15 protein-coding genes are annotated in these 21,120 nt (G+C 45.3%); 6 read left to right on the top strand and 9 right to left on the bottom strand.

The annotated features are described in order from the left end of the window. Nucleotides 1-22: 22 nt before the first annotated feature. Nucleotides 23-3,190, bottom strand: a complete 3,168-nt coding sequence (gene secDF, locus ABR189_RS02315) for a protein translocase subunit SecDF (protein ID WP_354658827.1) — start codon at nucleotides 3,188-3,190, stop codon at nucleotides 23-25. Between the two features lie 210 nt (nucleotides 3,191-3,400). On the opposite strand from secDF, the gene ABR189_RS02310 reads away from it, so the two are divergent. From ABR189_RS02310 to ABR189_RS02295, 4 genes are all read left to right on the top strand, one after another. Further along, nucleotides 3,401-4,606: a serine hydrolase gene (locus ABR189_RS02310; protein WP_354658826.1), complete on the top strand. Its 1,206-nt coding sequence runs from the start codon at nucleotides 3,401-3,403 to the stop codon at nucleotides 4,604-4,606. Between the two features lie 55 nt (nucleotides 4,607-4,661). After that, nucleotides 4,662-5,390, top strand: a complete 729-nt coding sequence (locus ABR189_RS02305; protein ID WP_354658825.1) for a DUF4397 domain-containing protein — start codon at nucleotides 4,662-4,664, stop codon at nucleotides 5,388-5,390. Between the two features lie 340 nt (nucleotides 5,391-5,730). Further along, nucleotides 5,731-6,924, top strand: coding sequence for a pyridoxal phosphate-dependent aminotransferase (locus tag ABR189_RS02300; protein WP_354658824.1), 1,194 nt, complete (start codon nucleotides 5,731-5,733; stop codon nucleotides 6,922-6,924). Between the two features lie 48 nt (nucleotides 6,925-6,972). Next, nucleotides 6,973-7,497, top strand: a complete 525-nt coding sequence (locus tag ABR189_RS02295) for a DUF7935 family protein (RefSeq protein WP_354658823.1) — start codon at nucleotides 6,973-6,975, stop codon at nucleotides 7,495-7,497. A 68-nt stretch (nucleotides 7,498-7,565) separates the two neighbouring features. On the opposite strand, the gene ABR189_RS02290 is transcribed toward ABR189_RS02295, so the two are convergent. Continuing rightward, nucleotides 7,566-8,483: a M23 family metallopeptidase gene (locus tag ABR189_RS02290; protein ID WP_354658822.1), complete on the bottom strand. Its 918-nt coding sequence runs from the start codon at nucleotides 8,481-8,483 to the stop codon at nucleotides 7,566-7,568. A gap of 96 nt (nucleotides 8,484-8,579) precedes the next feature. Here ABR189_RS02290 and ABR189_RS02285 point away from each other — a divergent pair, with 96 nt between their 5' ends. Both ABR189_RS02285 and ABR189_RS02280 read left to right on the top strand, forming a co-directional pair. Continuing rightward, nucleotides 8,580-10,127 (top strand): acyl-CoA mutase large subunit family protein, encoded by a 1,548-nt coding sequence (locus ABR189_RS02285; RefSeq protein ID WP_354658821.1) that lies wholly within the window; start codon nucleotides 8,580-8,582, stop codon nucleotides 10,125-10,127. A gap of 169 nt (nucleotides 10,128-10,296) precedes the next feature. Continuing rightward, the gene (locus ABR189_RS02280; protein ID WP_354658820.1) at nucleotides 10,297-11,190 is read left to right on the top strand and encodes a class I SAM-dependent methyltransferase; all 894 of its coding nucleotides are present in this window, start codon (nucleotides 10,297-10,299) and stop codon (nucleotides 11,188-11,190) included. 77 nt (nucleotides 11,191-11,267) lie between these two features. Here the strand turns inward: ABR189_RS02280 and ABR189_RS02275 are convergent, their stop codons facing one another. From ABR189_RS02275 to ABR189_RS02245, 7 genes are all read right to left on the bottom strand, one after another. Beyond that, nucleotides 11,268-13,433 carry a S46 family peptidase gene (locus ABR189_RS02275; protein ID WP_354658819.1) on the bottom strand — a complete coding sequence of 722 codons (2,166 nt, stop codon included), beginning with the start codon at nucleotides 13,431-13,433 and terminating at the stop codon, nucleotides 11,268-11,270. 159 nt (nucleotides 13,434-13,592) lie between these two features. After that, the gene (lpdA, locus tag ABR189_RS02270; RefSeq protein WP_354658818.1) at nucleotides 13,593-14,999 is read right to left on the bottom strand and encodes a dihydrolipoyl dehydrogenase; all 1,407 of its coding nucleotides are present in this window, start codon (nucleotides 14,997-14,999) and stop codon (nucleotides 13,593-13,595) included. 167 nt (nucleotides 15,000-15,166) lie between these two features. Then, nucleotides 15,167-15,835, bottom strand: a complete 669-nt coding sequence (gene lolA1, locus ABR189_RS02265; protein WP_354658817.1) for an outer membrane lipoprotein periplasmic chaperone LolA1 — start codon at nucleotides 15,833-15,835, stop codon at nucleotides 15,167-15,169. A 132-nt stretch (nucleotides 15,836-15,967) separates the two neighbouring features. After that, nucleotides 15,968-18,634, bottom strand: coding sequence for an FtsK/SpoIIIE family DNA translocase (locus ABR189_RS02260; RefSeq protein ID WP_354658816.1), 2,667 nt, complete (start codon nucleotides 18,632-18,634; stop codon nucleotides 15,968-15,970). 109 nt (nucleotides 18,635-18,743) lie between these two features. Further along, a complete protein-coding gene (locus ABR189_RS02255; RefSeq protein WP_354658815.1) occupies nucleotides 18,744-20,177 on the bottom strand; it encodes an alpha/beta hydrolase family protein in 1,434 nt (477 codons plus the stop codon). A gap of 19 nt (nucleotides 20,178-20,196) precedes the next feature. Further along, nucleotides 20,197-20,586, bottom strand: coding sequence for a DUF423 domain-containing protein (locus ABR189_RS02250; protein WP_354658814.1), 390 nt, complete (start codon nucleotides 20,584-20,586; stop codon nucleotides 20,197-20,199). Beyond that, nucleotides 20,579-21,082, bottom strand: coding sequence for a shikimate kinase (locus ABR189_RS02245; protein ID WP_354658813.1), 504 nt, complete (start codon nucleotides 21,080-21,082; stop codon nucleotides 20,579-20,581). Before ABR189_RS02245 ends, ABR189_RS02250 begins: the two co-directional genes overlap by 8 nt. Nucleotides 21,083-21,120 lie beyond the last annotated feature (38 nt).

Below are 21,120 nucleotides of genomic sequence, written 5' to 3'. Positions count from 1 at the left end.
TCAAACATTATTCAGTAGTGACTTAAGCTTTTGAATTCAGCGGAGTAGCTTTTTCAACAGGTACCGCCTCTGTTTCATTGCTCAGCTGATTCTTGTGGTCAAAGTCAACCAGGATAGGTGCTGCCACAAAAATAGAAGAGTAAGTACCGGTGATCACACCAATCATCATTGCAAATGCAAATCCACGAACTACTTCACCTCCAAAGATGAACAGGATCAGGATGGTCAGGAATACAGTAAAGGAAGTCATTACTGTACGGCTCAGGGTATCGTTGATCGCTTTGTTGATCACGGTATTCCTGTCTGTTCCCTTATTACCGTTCCGGAAGTACTCACGGATACGGTCAAATACGATCACCGTATCGTTCATGGAGAACCCGATCACTGTCAGGATCGCCGCAATAAAGTGCTGGTCGATCTCCAGGGTGAATGGTACAATTTCACGGCAGAAAGAGAATACAGCCAATGTTACCATTACGTCATGCAACAGAGAGAAGATAGTACCGATAGAATACTGCCATTTGTTAAAACGTAACAGGATATAAAGGAAGATCGCTATCAGTGATAATACGGTCGCCTTCATCGCACCTGCACGCAGGTCGTCGGAAATGGTAGCCGATACACTCTGTGATCCTACAATGTATTTGCTGGAGAATGCTTCCAGTGTTACACCCGGCTCATAGTATTTCTTTAAACCTTCATATAATTTTCCGGTTACTTCAGCATCTGCCTGTAAGCTTTGTTCATCTACTTTATAAGAAGTAGTGATGTTCAGCTGGTTGGTAGTTTTTACAGTTTTCACCACTGGTTCGGAACCGAACACTTCTTTCAGCTGCTCTCTTACTTCGTCAGTTTTCATTGGTTTTTCAAAACGGACAGTAAAGCTACGTCCACCTTTGAAGTCTACCCCATAATCAAAACCATGGAAGAAGGAAGCCACACCCAGTATCATTACAATAGCAGAGATGATGTATGCATACTTTCTTTTGCCTACGAAGTCAAAAGCAGCATGTTTGAAAATCCTGCTGGATAATGGAGTAAAGTATTTAAAGTGTCTTTTCTTATTGGTCCAGTAGTCAGTTACCAAACGGGATACCATGATACCGCAGAATAATGACAGCAGCAAACCGATGATCTGCGTGGTAGCAAAACCTTTCACAGGGCCTAAACCGTAGTAAAACAGGATGATGGCCGTTAACAGGGAGGTGATGTGACCATCCAGTACCGGCGCATAAGAGCGTCTGTAACCGTCTGTTACCGCCTGTTGATAACTCTTGCCATGTGTAAGTTCATCCTTGATCCTTTCAAAAATTACCACGTTGGAATCCACCGCCATACCAATGGTCAGTACCAGACCGGCAATACCAGGCATGGTCAGTGTAGCACCCAGGGATGCCAGAATACCTACGGTAAACAGCAGGTTCAGGATCAGGGCAATATTAGCAATCCAGCCGGCGGTGTTATAGTACACCAGCATCAGCACGAAAATAATAGCAAAGGAGATCGCAAAAGACATCGCACCACCTTCAATCGCTTCTTTACCCAGGGTTGGTCCTACGATCTGCTCCTGTACAATTTTAGCAGGTGCAGGCATTTTACCGGACTTCAGGATATTGGCAAGGTCATTTGCTTCTTCCAGGGTAAAGCTACCGGAGATCTGGGAACGTCCGCCACCAATTTCAGACAGGATGGAAGGAGCAGAATAAACGATATTATCCAGCACTACAGCTACATAGTTGTAGGTAGAACGATCTTGTTCGTTGGTAGGTTTCAGTTCACCGGTCAGCTTTTTCCAGTCACGGGCACCAATGTTGTCCATGGTCATGCTGATCTCAGGCTCGCCATTCTGGCCAAAATCCTGACGCGCGTCAATTACCCTTTCTCCGCCTACTCTTGGAGTAGGATTAGCCGGGTTAATTTTCAGCACATATACTTCCAGCGGACCGTTTCTGTCTGTTTTATTTTCAGGACCGTAAACAAATACGGCATCCTTAGGTAAAATACTTTTCACGGAAGGAATTTCACGGTAACGGCTAAAGGTAGCGGTATCTTTTGGCTGGATATAACCAATTACCGGGCTGGGAATCAACTGCCCTTCCTGTGTCATGTTAGGCATCAGGATGGTAAACAGCGGATTCTGTTTGGCAGCTTCCTGTTGCAGCTCTGATTTGGATTTTGCTGAATCAGCTTTTTTGCCGGCAGCGCTGTCTTTAGACAGATAATCTGTTAAACTACCTGTAGCAGAAGTATCAGTTGCTGCAGGTGCAGCAGCTGCCTGGGCTGGTGTAGAATCCTTTGCAGCAGCCGGAGTAGTTCCGCTCATGGCCAGCTTCAGGGCTTCGTTCATAGGTTGTAAAACACCTGTAAAGAATTCCTGGCTGTTTTTGTACGTTTCACGGAATTCGAGGTTAGCGCTGGCTTGCAGGTATTTCCGGATACGTTCAGGGTTATCTTCTACCCCTGCCAGTTCCACGGAAATAATACCCTTATTTTCATCCAGGCTGATATTAGGTTGGGTTACCCCAAACTTGTCAATCCTTTTCTGCAATACCAGGTAAGTATTCTTGATAGCCGCACGGGATTCCTTGCGGATTACATCCAATACCTGCTGATTAGAGGAATTAAAAGAAAGTTCTTTCTGGTAGGCATTAGCAAAAATGGTGGCCAGAGAACCTTTTCCCTGAGTCACCTCATCATAAGCTTGTCCGAACAATGTTACATAATCAGACTGGCTGGATTTTCTACGTTCTTTAGCCAGTTCCAGGGCTTTGTTAAAAGCACCGTCTTTAGAGTGGCCGGATAAAGCACGGATCACATCCTCCACGCTAACTTCCAGTACTACGTTCATCCCCCCTTGCAGGTCAAGCCCAAGGTTTAACTCTCTTTCCTTAGCTTTGGAAAAAGTTACATACCAGGGGAAACCAGCAATTTCTTTATTGCCTACGCTGTCTGCAATTTCCTGTCTTCTTTGTTTGATAAAGTCTTTCAGCGTATCACTATAGAAGGCTTGTAATTCCTTGTTACCGGGATACTTCTGTTCAGCTGTAGGGTGCTGTTTGGTCACATCGGCTTGCGCCTGCTGGTCTATCTTCTTCTCATAGTTCCGCACCAAGAATGTGAAGGACAATTGATACAAAGAGATAAGGATCAGTGCGATGGCAAAAAATCTTACCAGTCCTTTAAGTTGCATATTGTTTCGGATTTATAATAAAAATTTTTTAAGAGTTGCAAAGATAGAATTTAAATTGATATATTAAAGTCCTGTTCTAAAGGAGCTTAAATCCAACGTCTACCGGCCTTTTCTTGCTATGTTGGCATAAAATTTTCTAATATGAGACTTTGGTTATTTCTTGCTTTAATGCTATTATTTTGTTTTACTGCTTGTAATACCAACAAATATATGCAAACCCGACATTATCCTCCAACAGATAATTTCCTGGAAATGCTGTTAAAAGCAAATGCAGCCAGGCTGGGTGCTGTATTTCAGCACCCGAATGAATACCGGTTGCAGGTGGTATATACCCGGATTGACCGTGATCAGCAAAACAAGCCTCATTTTCAGGACTTTTACTATCGGGTGGATACCAATAGCTATTTTTATCCGGCATCCACAGTAAAGCTCCCTGGCGCCATTCTGGCCCTGGAAAAGCTGAACGATCTCCATATACCGGGTGTGGATAAATTTACTCCCATGCTTACCGACAGCCTGGCCAATATCAGCCCGGCGGTCACCTCCGACAGCTCCGCTGTCAATAAATTGCCCTCCATCGCCCACTACATAAAAAAAATATTCCTGACCAGCGATAATGACGCCTTTAACCGCCTGTATGAGTTTTTAGGGCAACAGGAATTTAATACCCGCCTCTGGGAAAAAGGATATACCCAGGCACAGATCAGACACCGGGTAGGCATCCCGCTTAATATTGTGGATAACCTGCAAACCAATGCCATCCGGTTCCAGCAGGGACACCACCTCCTGTATCTCCAGCCTGCTAAAATCAGCCACCTTAATTTCTCTCCCCGGCACGACAGCATAGGCAAGGCCCATTATAATTACCTGGGCAAACTGCAAAATGGCCCTATGGATTTTTCCTTCCGGAACAGGATCTCCCTCCCGGCACTCCATAATATAATGCGCAGCATAATTTTTCCGGAAGCTGTAACAAATTCTCAAAGATTCCGTTTAACGGAAAGTGACTACCAGTTTTTATACAAGTGTATGTCGCAATTACCATCGGAAACAGCTGATCCTGCGTACGATACCAGTCAGTTTCAGGACGCTTATGTAAAATTTCTGCTATATGGAGGAGAGAAAACAGCACATATCCCACCCCATATCCGCATTTTCAATAAGCCAGGCTGGGCATATGGGTTTTTGACAGATGTGGCATATATTGTGGATTTTGCCAACCAGGTAGAATTCCTATTATCGGCCACCGTATATGTAAATAAAGACGGAATTTTGGGAGACGACCAATATGAATTTGATCAGACAGGGAAACCATTTCTAAAAGTATTAGGACAACTGATCTATGAAACAGAGTTACAACGTAAAAAGAAATACCCGGCAGACCTCTCCAGGTACAAAATTATTTACGATAAGTAACAGTTATTCAATACATTGTAAAATTTCACTCACAACAAATAAAATTTGAGAGCGCATGTTGACTAAAAAAAATCGCGTATGGGCTATGGCAGCCGTAGTAGTGGCAGTGGCCGGATTCAGTGCTTGTTTGAAAACCCCCGATCCTGGTCCTCCAGCAAGACCCGTAGCTAGTGTAGTAGTGTTAAATGCTTCTACATTTGGTGCAGGTTTCGACTTATATGATAACGGACAGAAGTTGGGTGATGGCAAAACTGCCCTGGGACTTGGCTTTACTTCTCCCTACCCTGCTTATGGTGGTGCACACGTATTTACCTTTAAGAAATCCGGCGCAGACAGTACCGTAGGTACCACCAGCATCATGCTGGATTCCCTGAGCTACTACACTGTAATGGCTTATGGCCAGAGTCCGGTAAAAGTAGTGTCTTTCAGTGATGATGTCTCTAATGTAAAAGACAACAAAGTATACTACCGCGTGTTCCACTTGAGCCCAAATGCTGGCCCGGTAGATATCTATATCGATAACAAGAAGATAGATAGCAGCAGGACTTATGAAGATAAATTCCCAAGAGGATTTACCGCGCTGGACTTGACCAGTGCTGCTGAACTGATCGTAAAAGAAGCAGGTAAGGACGCCGTATTGGCCAAAGCTTCTAATTCCAGCCTGAAAATACCATTGAGCCAGGGAGGTGTATACACCATTTACATTGCAGGGCTGAAAGATAATTTAGACGCCAAGAAACTCTTTGTAAATACCACCTACGGCGCAGTGAACCTGAACCGCTAATTTATTAACATATTACTGTTGTCAAAAGGCCAGCCATCCGGTTGGCCTTTTTTATGCCCTAAAGACCTGCCAGTGGGCTTCTTACTACCTATTTCAGAGTTAAACCCAATACCAGACTATATTACATCATAGATAAGGTAGACATAAGGTAGACATAAAGTAGTGATAAAGCAGAGATAAGGTAGACAGATAGACGTCTACCTTATCTCTGCTTTATCTATCGTTTATTACTATTTCATCTATGTCTTACATAAGGATTGTCCGGAGTACTCCCTTATATTTCCTCTTTTTCAACTTTTTGCAGTAGGTTTGTCCGGGTCAATCCGTAATTATTTTTATTATGATGCAATTAGCAGAAAGGCTATCGAGGATATCCGAGCCACAAACCATTAAAATGGCCAAACTCAGCAGGGAGCTGAAAGCCCAGGGAATAGATATTGTTGACCTTAGTATTGGAGAACCGGACTTTGACACCCCCGTGCATATCCGGGACGCCGCAAAAAAAGCCATTGATGATGGCTATACCCACTATACCCCCGTTGCGGGATATGCCGACTTAAAACAGGCAGTTACCTATAAGTTGAAAAGAGATAATGGACTGGATTACACCCCCGATCAGATTGTGGTGTCTACCGGTGCCAAGCAAAGCCTGGCCAATGCCGTACTGGCAATTATTAATCCCGGAGATGAAGTGATCATCCCTACGCCTTACTGGGTAACTTACTCCGAGCAGGTAAAACTTTGCCAGGGGGTAGTAGTATTTGTACCCTGTGGGATTGAAAATAATTACAAAATCACACCGGCACAGCTGGAGGCAGCGATTACTCCAAAAACCCGGATGTTCATGTTCTCCTCTCCCTGCAACCCTACCGGCTCCGTGTACTCAAGTGCGGAACTGGAAGCGCTGGCAGCAGTATTTGCGAAACATCCCCAGATCTTTATCCTGTCGGACGAGATCTATGAGTATATCAACTATGTAGCTCCGCATGCCAGTATTGCCAGTTTTGGCGACCTGAAAAACCGGACCATCATCATTAACGGACTTAGTAAAGGCTTTGCGATGACTGGCTGGCGCCTGGGTTACCTGGCGGCTCCGTTGGAAGTAGCCAAAGCCTGTGATAAGATACAAAGCCAGTTTACCTCTGCTACCTGCTCTATTTCCCAGCGGGCAGCGGTTACTGCCCTGAATGGCGATCTCACCACGGCACATGCTATGGTGACCGAATTCAAAAGAAGACGTGCCTTCATTTATGAAGCATTGAAAAATATCCGCGGCTTAAAGGTGAATAATCCCGATGGCGCTTTTTATATGTTCCCGGATATCAGCGCATTCTTTGGCAAGTCTTATGAAGGCACGGTAGTTAATAACGCTGATGACCTTTGTATGTACCTGCTCCATCAGGCCAATGTAAGTACAGTGACCGGCGCTGCATTCGGACAGCCCAACTGCATCCGGCTTTCCTATGCTACCAGTATGGAAAAACTGGAAGAAGGCGCCCGCAGATTAAAAACCTGGCTGGAAAAATTACAATAATATATAACATAAAAAACAACTATATTTGTGCGCTAAAAGTCAGCTATAATGCCTTCTTCCAGAGACTTATTGTACATTCTTCTTGCTATTGGCGCAATTTACATGGTGTATATCACCGTAAGGGACCTCCTACGGAAACCCAAGGGAGTACCGCCTGCGCCGGCAACACCTTCTTCTGCTAATAACACGGTGTTGCCGCTGCAATTACAGGCTTATGAGCGGCTGGCATTGTTTACTGAACGGATCCGCCCCCAAAGCCTGATAGGCCGGGTGTACCAACCGGTACTTTCTGCGGTGGACATGCAAATTGCTTTGATACAAACGATCAGGAATGAGTTTGATCATAACGTAACCCAACAAATCTATGTATCTGCTGCGGCATGGGATGCTGTTAAAACTTTAAAGGAACAAACGATCAGCATCATCAACCAGGTAGCCAGTCACCTGCCGGCAGATGCTCCTGCTAAAGAGCTGAACCGTCAGTTGCTGGAAGTATTTTTGCAGGCAGGCGAATCACCTGCTGATCTCACAGCTCAGATCATCAACCTGGAAGCAAAGAAAGTAATGCACTAAATTACGACCTTACAATAATTCAGGGGCTGGCCAGTACTATTGGTCAGCCCTTGTTGTCTTGCATCAGGCTATTGGTGTTTATCCCTGATGATTTCATTTTGGAGATATCCCCTACCGTTAAACAGGATGTAGAGCGGTTCTCCATTGTACCAAGGTTTTCCTTCCGGTGGTTTGGCATGTACCTGTATATGCAGGTGTGGCTCCGAACTGAACCCGGAATTACCTACTGTGCCTAAAGCCTCTCCTGCGTGCACCCATTGGCCATCTTCCACCACCACACTGTTCATTTTCAAATGTGCCAGGAAGATATAACAGGAATCGGTTTCCAGGAGTACCTGGTTGGTATTTTTAGGGCCTCTGGCCATATTGGGAGGGATATTATCCGGATTGTTACTATAAGCATGCACTACCCTTGCATCACAGGGGCTGTAAATCGTATCGTTAAAAATAGTGTATGCAGATAATCGCCTGGAAAAAACAGTGCTGGCCCTGCCTCCCCAATTATTCAGCTTTACAATATCCATTGCATAGATAGCTCCCCGCAAACTGTAATGAAAGATATTGGTAGGCAATCCTTTGCCTCCCTGCAATACAAAATAGTTGCCTTTTTTAAACGGAAATGCCAGGGCTACTGTCCGGGGTTTTCCTGTAGTACCTGTAAAATACAGCCATGTTCCCAGCAGGAATAATATACTGAACAATACGGCTATACCCTGTTTCCATAAAGCAGGTAACGCCGCGGGCGCTGCCTTTTTTTTGAATAAAACCGCAAGCAGGCATAACATAAAAAGCACTCCAAATACGTGTTTGGCGTAGATCGTAAGGTATACCCATGTGCCGTACAGGTAGATAAATGGTCCCAGACTGAGGCCGGTTACCAGCCGGGGCCAGCTTACCGGCAATGGCTGCCCTCCTGCCTTCCACAATAAATAAAGACTCAAAAAAGCCAATCCAAGGGTAGTGAGTAACAAAGCATATATAATCATACGGCAGCGCTGAACTTTAACGTAAAATATCAATATTTTTCCCCTTCACGAAGTCCCATAATAATTATGTAACATTGCAACGTTAGTTAAAGTTTTATGGAAAAAACTATTCAAACAGACGCTGGTATCAATATACAGCCCCTGTATACCCAACCGGTTCCCATGGATGAACTGCCTGGGGAGTTTCCCTTTACCCGGGGGATACACGCTTCTATGTACAGGGACAAGCTATGGACCATGCGGCAATATGCCGGTTTCAGTACCGCGGAAGAGTCTAATAAACGTTATCATTACCTGCTCAGCCAGGGAGTAATGGGGCTCAGTGTAGCTTTTGACCTACCCACCCAAATAGGCTACGACTCTGATCATCCTATGTCTGAAGGAGAAGTGGGAAAAGTAGGGGTAGCTATTGACTCACTGGAAGATATGGAGATCCTGTTCAAGGGTATTTCACTCGATCAGATCTCTACTTCTATGACCATTAATGCTACAGGATTTATCCTGCTGGCTTTATATATTGCGCTCGCGAAAAAACAGGGTGTAGATATAAAAAAAATATCCGGTACCATACAAAATGATATCCTGAAAGAATATGCGGCCAGGGGCACTTTTATTTATCCGCCTAAGCCCTCTATGCGTCTTATCACGGATATTTTTGACTATTGCAGCCGGGAAGTTCCGAAATGGAATACCATTTCCATTTCGGGATATCATATCCGGGAAGCGGGCGCCAATGCGGTGCAGGAGCTGGCTTTTACCCTGTCTAACGGGAAGGCATACTTGCAGGCGGCCCTGGAAAAAGGACTGGACATCAACGTATTTGCCAAACGCCTGTCCTTCTTCTTCAATGCACATAATCACCTGTTTGAAGAAGTAGCCAAGTTCCGGGCAGCAAGACGCATGTGGGCACATATTACCCAATCGCTGGGCGCCACAGATCCCAAAGCTCAGATGCTCCGCTTTCACACACAAACAGGAGGCAGTACGTTAACTGCCCAGCAACCACAAAACAATATCGTACGGGTGGCCATACAAACACTGGCGGCTACACTGGGAGGTACCCAATCTCTTCATACCAATGGATATGATGAGGCCTTATCACTCCCTACAGAGGCTGCTGCCCGTATTGCCCTCCGTACTCAGCAGATTGTGGGCTATGAGAGTGGTGTTCCGGATACAGTAGACCCATTGGCAGGCTCTTTTTATGTAGAAGCGTTAACGAATGAAGTGGAAACCAAAGCCTGGGAGCTGATCGCTAAAATTGACGCCATGGGTGGTGCCGTAAGTGCTATTGAACAGGGATTTGTACAGGAAGAGATAGCCCGCAGTGCCTATAAATATCAGCAACAGATAGAAAACGGGGAAAAGATCATTGTGGGTGTAAACAAATTCACGGCTGCGGAAACATCTCAGCCGGAAGCCTTCCGTATAGACGACAGTATCCGGCAGGTACAATCAGAGCGCCTGCAGGCGTTACGCGCCCGCCGTAATAATGCAGTGGCCCAGGCGCTGCTGGAAAAAATAGCAGCTACGGCACGCACTTCAGAAAACCTGATGCCCGTTGTAGTAGAAGCCGTAGAAAACTACTGCACCCTCGGCGAAATAGCCGATGCCCTCCGTAAGGTATGGGGAGAGCATAAATAGCTAACAGCCATTAGCTGTTAGCCATTAGCCTTATGCGTAATGCTTGCTTATGCGCAAATAGCAGTAGTTCAAAACAAAAAGTAGTGCATAACATCAATGCTAAAAGCTAAATGCTAACAGCTAATAGCTTTTTAAGTATTTTCGATCTTTAAACACTTTTCTCGCATACATGAGCCTGATCTATTATAACAGCTGTCCACTTTGTGGTTCATCCACCATTCACCAGGTATTCACCGCTGTAGACTATACCGTTTCTAAAGAAAAATTTGAAATATGGCATTGTGGTCACTGTAGTGGGCGATTCACACAAAACATCCCTACCAGCAGCCGCATAGGCCGTTATTACCAGTCGCAGGAATACATTTCCCATTCCGAAACACGTAAGGGATTGATCAATCGCTTATACCACAACGTCCGGAAAATCACGCTCCGCTCCAAACAAAACTGGGTAAAAGCAGCTTCCGGCGTAAAACAGGGTAACCTCCTGGATATAGGGAGCGGCACCGGTGCCTTTTTACACTATATGCAGCAAAATGGTTGGCAGGTAACCGGCCTGGAGCCGGATGAAAATGCACGCCGCAATGCAAAGGAAATTTATGGTATCGACAGCAAACCGGTAGAAGAGCTGTTTGCCCTGCCGAAGGAACAATATGATGCAATTACCATGTGGCATGTACTGGAACATGTACATGAAATACATGCCTATCTGCAAAACATACGTTCCTTACTAAAACCCAATGGCACCCTGCTGATTGCAGTACCTAACTATACTTCGCTGGATGCCGAAATATACCGGGAATACTGGGCGGCCTATGACGTGCCCCGCCATCTCTACCACTTTTCTCCTGCTGCGATGGAACAGCTCTTGCAACAGCATAAGATTAAACTGGTAAAGAAACATCCGATGGTATTTGACGGCTTTTATGTAAGCCTGCTGAGCGAAAAATGTAAAACCGGCCATACCCGTTTAATACCAGGCTTTTTCAACGGATTACGGTCCTACCGCACAGGCTTAAAAGATGTAAACAGATGCAGCTCTATTGTATATGAGTGTAAGGCTTAACTGCACTTACTGCTATCATAAAAAACGCTCCGCAGCTGATGCCCGGAGCGTTTTTTTTGCTTCTATATAACCTGTCGTTATTTCACCAGTTTCATTTCATTTACCAGGTGGGTGGCACCTGCAAATTTGTCTACGATAAACAATACGTAGCGGATATCCACCATAATATTACGGCAGATAGCAGCATCATAATTAATATCACTCATGGTCCCTTCCCAGGTTCGGTCAAAGTTTAAGCCTACCAGGTTGCCATAGGCATCCAGTGCAGGGCTACCGGAATTACCACCGGTAGTATGGTTGGAGGCAATAAAACATACCGGCATCTTCCCATTTACGCCATAACGGCCATAATCTTTTTTCTGATGCAGTTCAATCAGTTTTGCCGGCACATCAAATTCATAATCTCCCGGCTTGTATTTCTCCATCACCCCATCCAGGTATGTATAATAATCATAGTTCACTGCATCACGGGGTTTATACCCGTCTACCTTACCATAGGTAATACGCAGCGTGCTGTTGGCATCCGGGTAAAAACGTTTGGTACTACCCAATACGTCCATTTGCGCCTGCATATAAATGCGTTGTAAATGGTTAATATTAGCCTGTGTTTCATTCAGCGTTTTGCTCACATTTTCACTAAACCCTTTGCGCAAAGCCATACCCAACCGTGTTGCAGGGTCTTTCCACATTTGCGCTACCACAGTAGTGTAAGGGTTGGCTAACAGCGCTTCCAGCTTTTCCAGCGATACCAGGCTGGATTCCTGATATAACCTGTCGGCCGTAGCACGTCCGTCCTTGTTGGTTTCCATCCATATCTGGTAAGCTTCTCCCCCAATATACCGGGAATGCACTCCTTGGAAATAAATATCCAGCAGCTGTACGCTTACATCATGATCTACTTCCGCATTATAGTTCTGGTAAAAGGATTTCATATCCTCCAGAAACCTGGTACGAAGCTGATCATATTGTGCAGTGCCTTTTTCATGCACCTCATTCAAAAAGCTGATCAGCTTATCGTTGATGGCAAACAGTTCTACATTACGCACCAGCTCACTGTAATAATCACGGGCCTGGGCATATGGTGTGATAATGCGGTATTGTTCATTCAGTGAATCCAGTACCTGTCCGTAGGTTTGTTTCCAGCTGGCATTGGCGTTCACCAGTTCCCGGAATTTTGCTTCACCCGCTATTTTCTTTTCTATACCACCGGTTTGTTTTACCCCCTGCATCTCTCCCATCCACTTTTTCCAGTAGTTGGCAGTAGAAGCATATTTGGAAGCGTACTGGATTTTTATCTGTTCGTCTTTACGCATATAGCCGTCCATCACTTTCAGGGCAGCATCCCGCATCGCCACTTTAGCCGAATCCAGCACATCTACGGTAAGTTTCACTGCTTCGGAAGGCAGATATTCGGTAGTACGGCCAGGAAAGCCAAATACCATTGTAAAATCGTTTGCTTTCAATCCTTTCAGTGAGATAGGCAGAAAATGCTTGGGTTTCAGCGGCACATTATCTTTTGAATAAGGAGCAGGACGGTTGTCCTTGCCTGCATAGATACGGAACATAGAAAAATCACCGGTATGACGGGGCCATACCCAATTATCAGTGTCTGATCCGAACTTGCCGATAGAAGAAGGTGGCGTACCCACCAGGCGCACATCTTTATACGTTTCGGTTACAAACAGATAATACTGGTTACCTTCAAAAAAGGGCCTGATCATCACATCTTCCCAGGCTTCCTTCTTAACGTTTTTCTTTATTTCGTTCAGCTGTTTATCAATTGCTGATTGCCGTTCCCGTTCGCTCATGTTGGCCGTTACATTTAATAACGCCTGTTTGGTCACATCTTCAATGCGTACAATGAAAGTGGCCGTAAGATCTTCATTAGGCAGTTCTTCTGCCTGATTTCTGGCCCAGAAACCGTTTTCAAGATAGTTATTGGTGATGGAAGAATGGCTTTGGATAGCGCCATACCCGCAGTGGTGGTTGGTAAGTAAAAGCCCCTGGGAGGAAATAACTTCGGCAGTACAAAACCCGCCGAAACTAACAATCGCATCTTTCAGGCTGCCTTTGTTGATGCTGTAAATATCAGCCGCACTGATCTTCATACCCATCGCCTTCATTTCCTTTTCGTTCAGCTTGCTGAGCAACTGGGGCAACCACATGCCTTCGGTGGCATAGGAAAACTGCTGTTGTAACAGGAATAACAATATCAGTGAATACTTCACAAAACGTTGCGTCATATCAACTTTTTTTAGTGACCTTGAAATTAGGTTAAAAGCTATAAAAAAGCCGGCTGTCTGCACAGCCGGCCTGAAAATAGTTATCATTGTCTGTTAAGGCCAGGGCATTCCCTGTTTACACATTTATCATCTGCACTGCTGCCTGCCGGACCTTTTTGCTTACAGGTGAATTGCTTCGCCATAAGCCACTTCTATCGCGTCTTTTACAGATTCGCTCATAGTGGGGTGTGGGTGGATAGAATCCAGCACTTCCTGGTAAGTAGTTTCCAGCTTGCGGGCTACTACTGTTTCAGCAATGATCTCCGTTACGTTGTAACCGATCATGTGGGTACCTAGCCATTCGCCGTATTTGGCATCAAAGATCACTTTTACGAAGCCTTCCGGTGCTCCTGCAGCAGATGCCTTACCAGAAGCGGAGAAGGGGAATTTACCTACTTTCACTTCGTATCCTGCTTCTTTGGCTGCCTTTTCGGTATAACCAACAGAGGCAATTTCAGGTACGCAATAAGTACAGCCAGGGATATTCATATGATCCAGCGGCTCAGGCTTATGCGCATATTTCTTTTCGTTGTATGCAATGTTTTCTACGCAAACGATCCCTTCTTTGGAAGCTACGTGCGCCAATGCAGGGCCAGGAATGATATCACCAATAGCGTAGATACCTGGTACGTTGGTTTGCAGGTATTTATCTACCAGCACTTTTCCTTTATCAGTTTTAACACCCAGGGTTTCCAGACCAATATTTTCGATATTGGAGGAAATACCTACTGCGCTTAATACGATATCTGCTTCCAGGAAGATTTCGCCGGTTTGTGTTTTCACTTTCGCTTTCACACCATTGGCGGTAGTTTCCACGCTTTCCACAGAAGCATTGGTCATTACTTCAATGCCTTTCTTCTTGTAGATCTTTTCCAGTTCTTTGGAAATATCTTCATCTTCAACAGGCACGATACGTGGTAAGAACTCTACCACAGTAACTTTGGTTCCAATACTGTTGTAGAAATAAGCGAACTCAACACCAATTGCACCGGAACCTACTACGATAATAGATTTAGGCTGTTGTGGGAGCGACATGGCTTCCCGGTAGCCAATGATCTTTTTACCATCTGGTTTCAGGTTAGGCAGTTCACGGGAACGGGCGCCGGTAGCCAGGATGATATGCTTTGCTTCATGCACGGTAGCTTTGCCATCCTTACCGGTTACTTCCACCTGTCCTTTAGCTTTCAGCTTACCAACACCTGCGAGTACATCAATCTTGTTCTTTTTCATCAGGAACTGAACGCCCCTGCTCATTTTATCAGCAACGCCACGACTGCGTTTGATAATGTTTTCAAATTCAGGTTTAGCATCACCTACAGAAATGCCGTAATCCTTTGAATGTTGTATGTATTCAAAAACCTGTGCTGATTTCAATAACGCCTTGGTGGGAATACAACCCCAGTTCAAACAAATACCACCCAGGTTGTCTCTTTCCACTACTGCTGTTTTAAATCCCAGCTGAGAAGCACGAATAGCAGCCACATATCCACCGGGACCACTACCAATTACGATTACGTCGTATGCCATATAGTTTATTTTTATTTGAAACTTGCCAAAGGTAGTAAGAAAATAGGAAAATCCTGCCTACCATCCATGCCGGATATAAATGATTTTTTTTACCTATATCATCCCCTTTGTCTGGTAATAAAAAAACCGCCCTTCCAGGCGGTTTTATAAATATGTTGTATAAATGATTATCTCAGGTCTACTACTTCTACGCCGGGGTATTTCTTGGCATCAAAGGTAAAGGTAGCATCATCCACCTTGGCATTAGGAGAGAAATTAGTGATCTCGTAAGTGTAGTGGTTGCCATTCTTTTCAAACACTTTCATCTTGGAGATATTCTGATTCTTTTTATCCACAGATACCAACACTTTAAAGATGTTCTTCGACTTATCCGTTGGTGTCATTTCTATATTCTGCAACACTTTACCTTTTTCTGTAGATTCTCCTTCCAGGCGGTATAAAAAGTCTTTATCGTAGAAATTGGTAAACAATTTGGCAGGGGTAAGTGCCCCGCTGTTCTGGTCTACGTTGTTGATCGTTACTTCGTTCACATCCTTGGCATACGTCCAGGAAGTCTTATTATCACTGATCATCTCCTGCCCTTCCATTGTTACCTTATACTTGGATCCTTTCAGATAAACCGTTCCTTTTTTAGAATCACTTACGCTATTATTGGCCCCTTCTACCTTTAAAACAAAATTAGCTACTACTGTTTTCAGGGTTTTAAACTTTTTACTTACCCCGTCCAGCACTGTCTTTGCTTTAGGGTCATTTTGTCCCAATGAGCCTTTGGACTGTGCGGTACCGTTAAATACTACTCCACCAATCAATATTCCCATTAATACAATTTTCTTCATCGTTGTTTTTTTTGGTTTTCTTATCAACATAAGACAAATGTTATGCCGATCCGTTTAAGTTGGTCTGTTAAAGAAATGCGAAATTCGTGTTTTTCCGGGAAAGCTGCATCAAAAACAGCAGGCGCCGTTATATTATAACAAATCATTAAGAATCATCTCCAGGTCCATTTCTGTCTTCACATTCACATCTCTGGCCTTACTTCCCATATTGGGCCCTACAATACCGGCTGCTTCCAGCTGGTCCATCAATCGTCCGGCCCTGTTATACCCCAGTTTCATCCGCCGTTGCAACAGAGAGGTAGATCCCTGCTGATTTTGAACAATGATCCTGGCAGCTTCTTCAAAAAGCGGATCTCTGTCGGCCAGGCTGATCTCCTTACCTTCCAGGTCCTTATCATCCACATACTCCGGCAGCAGGAAGGCATCTGAATAGCCTCTTTGCTGGCCTATAAACTCTGCCACACTTTCTACCTCCGGTGTATCCACAAAGGCACACTGCAAACGCACCAGCTCCCCGTTAAACGACACCAGCATATCCCCCTGCCCGATCAGCTGTTCTGCCCCTCCGATATCGAGGATCGTACGGGAGTCTATTTTGGAAGACACCTTAAAGGCAATACGTGCCGGGAAGTTAGCCTTAATGGTACCGGTAATAATGTTTACCGAAGGACGCTGCGTGGCAATGATCAGGTGTATCCCTACCGCACGCGCCAGCTGTGCCAGACGGGCAATCGGCATTTCCACCTCTTTTCCGGCCGTCATGATGAGATCTGCAAACTCATCTATTACCAGTACTACAAATGGCAGATATCGATGTCCTTTCTGCGGATTCAGCTTCCGCTGTACAAACTTGTTATTATACTCTTTGATATTACGGGTACCCGCTTCTTTCAGCAGATCGTAGCGCAGATCCATCTCAATACACAATGCATTCAGTGTATGCACTACCTTTTTGGTATCTGTGATAATCGCATCCTCTTCTCCCGGTAATTTGGCCAGGAAATGCTTTTCGATCAGTTTATACAGGGAAAGCTCCACCTTTTTAGGATCCACCAGTACAAACTTGAGCTCTGCCGGGTGCTTTTTATACAGTAAGGAAACCAATAAAGTATTGATACCCACTGATTTACCTTGTCCGGTAGCCCCTGCCATCAACAAGTGGGGCATTTTAGCCAGATCCGCTATAAAGTTCTCATTATCAATCTTTTTCCCAATTGCAATAGGCAGATCCATGGTACTGGTCTGGAATTTCTCCGATGCCAGCATATTTTTAAGCGAAACAATGCTCTTTTTAACATTGGGCACCTCAATACCAATCGTTCCTTTCCCTGGAATGGGGGCAATGATACGGATACCCAGGGCCGACAAACTGAGGGCAATATCATCTTCCAGGTTCTTGATCCGGGAAATCCTTACCCCCGCAGCAGGCACAATTTCATACAGCGTAACGGTAGGGCCTACTGTAGCGCTGATTTTCTGAATCGAAATATCATAGTTTTTCAGCGTATCCAGGATCTGGTTCTTATTCTTTTCCAGTTCTGAAGCGTCCTGTACTATTTTATCCGTGCTATGGTTGGCCAGCAGATCCAGGGAAGGGTATTTATAATCCCTCAGATCCAGGGAGGGGTCATAAGGGTCCACCGGAGCGGCGGGCCTGTTGGGTACTACTATTTCTTCGGCTTCTTCTTCCTCATCCTTGAAAGTAGACTTTATCTCAAAAGCTACTTCTTCGTCTGTTTTAGGCCTCTTTTTGCCCGGTGCTGTATCGGTGATTGTTTCCTCGATATAGAGCAGCGGACCATCTGCTGCTTCCGTTTCCATTTCTTCTTCCTCCTCTTCTTCGGATAGTGCACTTTCTTCCGACATTACCAGTGGGGTATGATGTACCACAGGTGGAACGTAGGTGATCAGCGAAGGAGCGGCGGGTGTTTCCTCTTCTTCCTCTTTTTCTATTAATTCAAGCGGTAATAAGTCTTCCTCCTCGGCAGGCGGGATTACCACGATACCGCCTCCATCCTGCCGGAGGCCGTTTTTACGGGCAGCATCCTGGGGGGTAGCCGTAATAGCCGGCGAAGCTGCAACCGGGGCAGCTGTAGTTGCTGCAGTAGCTGCAGTAACAGGTGGTACAGGTACAGGTGGCGCTACCAGTTTAGGCTTAGGTTCAGGCCATTTAAAGTCGAAATTAAATTTCCAGATACACCAGGCAAGTCCGCCTACAAGTAACAGTAACGCCGTACCCAGCTTACCCACAAAACCGGTAGTCCATTTGTTGATCGCATCTCCCAGCGCACCGCCCCATGCAAAGCCACCACTGCCTGCTAAAAATGCCATGGCTGTGCTGATAAACAGCAAGCCAAACAAAATATACTTCACATTGCGCATAATGCGGAATACGCGTCTGCCTACAATGAAGTTCACACCTATGATAAAAAAGAAATAACAAAAGAGGTAAGAGGCCACACCAAAGCCTTTGAAAAAGAACCAGTGGGATACAAACGCGCCTAACCGGCCCAGCAGGTTATCAACCTTCACATCTTCCATAAACAATACACTGGAAGAATAACGGAACACTTTGTCCTGGTCTTCTTCCCAGGTAAACAGGTAAGAGGTGAAAGCAATAAAGCAGTACAATGACAGTAAAAGAAAGATCACGCCCATTACCTTATGGGTGCGTTCATCCTTTACCAGTTCTTTTACCCGCACCTCAGGCTCCTTATCCTGCTTTAACACATTGGGGTTATCCTTGCTCCGAGGTTTCTTGCTTTCCGGTTTTTCTGTTTTCAGTTTATTCTTGGACATAATTCGCTTCAAAATTAACCCCGGCAAATGACATATTCATAAATTCCACCCTAAATTATTCCATTAGTGCTCTTTTTGAGTGTGTGACAATAATGTTGGTTGTGTGCAATTATCCCGCCTTTGCCGGTAAATGTTGTATCCAATGGGTTATAAATTCCAGCACCATTGGAGAGATGGTTTGTTCCAGGTCTCCATATTCAGCCAGTGTACAGGTATTACAACGCTGAAACAGGTGATTTAGTCCGTCAAACTTACGTATTGTTACCTGCATATTACCATTTTCCATCAATGCACGCTCTATCGCGGGCAAATTTACATTGGCATCTACCTGTACATCATGCGTTCCGTTAATGCCCAGGAAAGGGCATTTCACCTGCTGCAGGTATGGAAGCGGCTTATACCTCATCATGGATAACGCTGCTTTTTGCAGGTTCGAACCAAGTATCTGGTCCACAAAATCTTCTTCAGATATGCTGGCTTTCACAGAATCCGGGGAAGCCTGATAAATTTTTTGCAGGGCTGCAGTCGCTTTGGGTACCAGTACTGCCATATCCTTCTCGGTGGCCAGCAGATCAAAATAGTCTTTAAATTGTTCCTGCTTCTGTTTTACCTCACTATCGGAAGCCCCGGTACTTTTACCAGCTATTTCCCATTGCAGGTCTATCAATTGCCGGCCCGAAATGCCAGTACCCGCCATAGATACTACAAATGCTACTGCTTTGTTGCCTGCTGCTACAATTTGCGCCACATTAGCGCCCTGGCTATGACCTAACAGGCCCACAAAAGCGGTATCCACATCCTTCCGGGTTTTAATAAACTTTATAGCCGCACGTATATCCTCTGCAAAATCGAATATGTCTGCATGCTCATAATCTCCGGTTGATTTCCCGGCACCCCGGCTATCATACCGCAATACGGCAATCCCGTTGCGTGTCAGGTAGTCGGCCAGCACGAGGAAAGGCTTATGCCCTGCTACCTCATTGTTGCGATCGCGCGGACCAGCCCCCGTAATCATTATTACTACCGGGTATTGGGCTGTCACATAATCCGGCCGGGTAAAAGTGCCCGCCAGGGTATTCCCGCTTACAGGATTTACAAACGTAACCTCTTCTGTATGATAACTAAAAGGAGGCCTGGGCTCCTGCGGGCGTGTATAAAGGTCTTCTTTCCTGATCTCTTTCCGCGAAAGGGTGAGTGGTGTTGCTTCATCAAACATGACCAGCTGACCGTTGAATTCTTTTTTCACGGCGTCCCACCTGCTGGCATAAGTATTTCCATCTCCTATGCTGAACCGCAGGCTATCCCCCCGGTACTCCACTTCTTCCAGGGCAATAGGGGGCGCATCGGCATCTGTTACTTTCAGCCACCCTTTGTAGGTGCTGTTATTCTCTTTCTCCAGGATCACTTCCAGCCGCTGTTTTTCACCCACAGGGGTTTTAAAAACACCGTACCAGGTTTCTTTGTAACCAGTCTTCCCCTGGGCATACGTATTGCCATACAGGCATATCCCGAGCAACAATGCCCCCAAACACTTTAAATTCATAATAATATTTAAAACCGCTTTATTTAGCCTTCAATACAGCCAGGAGCAAACACACCCATCCTGCGATGAAAAACACTCCTCCGATAGGCGTAATAGCCCCTATGCCCCGCAGTCCTACTGTATCTGTCATTTTCAACATCGTCAGCAGGTACAACGATCCTGAAAAAAGGATGGTACCAATAATAAAGCAACGGCCTGCCCACACCAGCTGGGTACCAGGGATATGTGCAAATAAAATCCCTACTGCCAGCAGGGCAAATACATGGTAAAACTGGTAGGTAACCCCTGTCTGAAAAGTGCTGACCGTTTCGGCTGGTACCAATTCTTTTAATTTATGTGCGCCAAAGGCACCAAAGATGACAGCCAGGGCTCCTAACACAGCCGCCCACACGAGAAAGTTCTTATGCATGTTCTATTTTTTCGGCAAAAGTATCCAATGAAATATTATCGGAGGTGATGATATGCTGCGCCTGCTCATAAAAAGGCAACCGCTCCGCCATTTTCTTTTCTACAAAATCTACCAGGTCCTCATCATCCAGATCCTGGATCAGCGGGCGTTTATATTTTTTACGCTGCAGCCGGTCTACCATAGCTGCCACAGATGGATTGATCCAGACCGTAATCCCATGCGCATTCATAAAATCCATATTCTCCTGAAAACAGGGCGTTCCTCCTCCGCAGGAAATCAGGAACTTTTCTTCCTCTGCCAGCTCGCGCAACACCACCCGCTCCCGCTCCCGGAAATAATCCTCACCCTTGGTGGCAAAAATATCGCTGATCGCCATCTCTTCTTCCTCTACTATCACCTCATCCAGATCATAATAAGGTAACTGCCATAGCTCGGCCAGTTGTTTCCCCCAGTAAGATTTTCCGGCTCCCATGAAGCCCAGTAAAAAGATTTTCAAGGTATAAAAGTTTATTGGTCCATGACTAACAGCCCATG

The organism is Chitinophaga sp. H8 (assembly GCF_040567655.1).
Lineage (GTDB): Bacteria > Bacteroidota > Bacteroidia > Chitinophagales > Chitinophagaceae > Chitinophaga > Chitinophaga defluvii.
The sequence above is the reverse complement of the archived record's forward strand: the minus strand, read 5'-3'. Positions and strand labels throughout refer to the sequence as shown.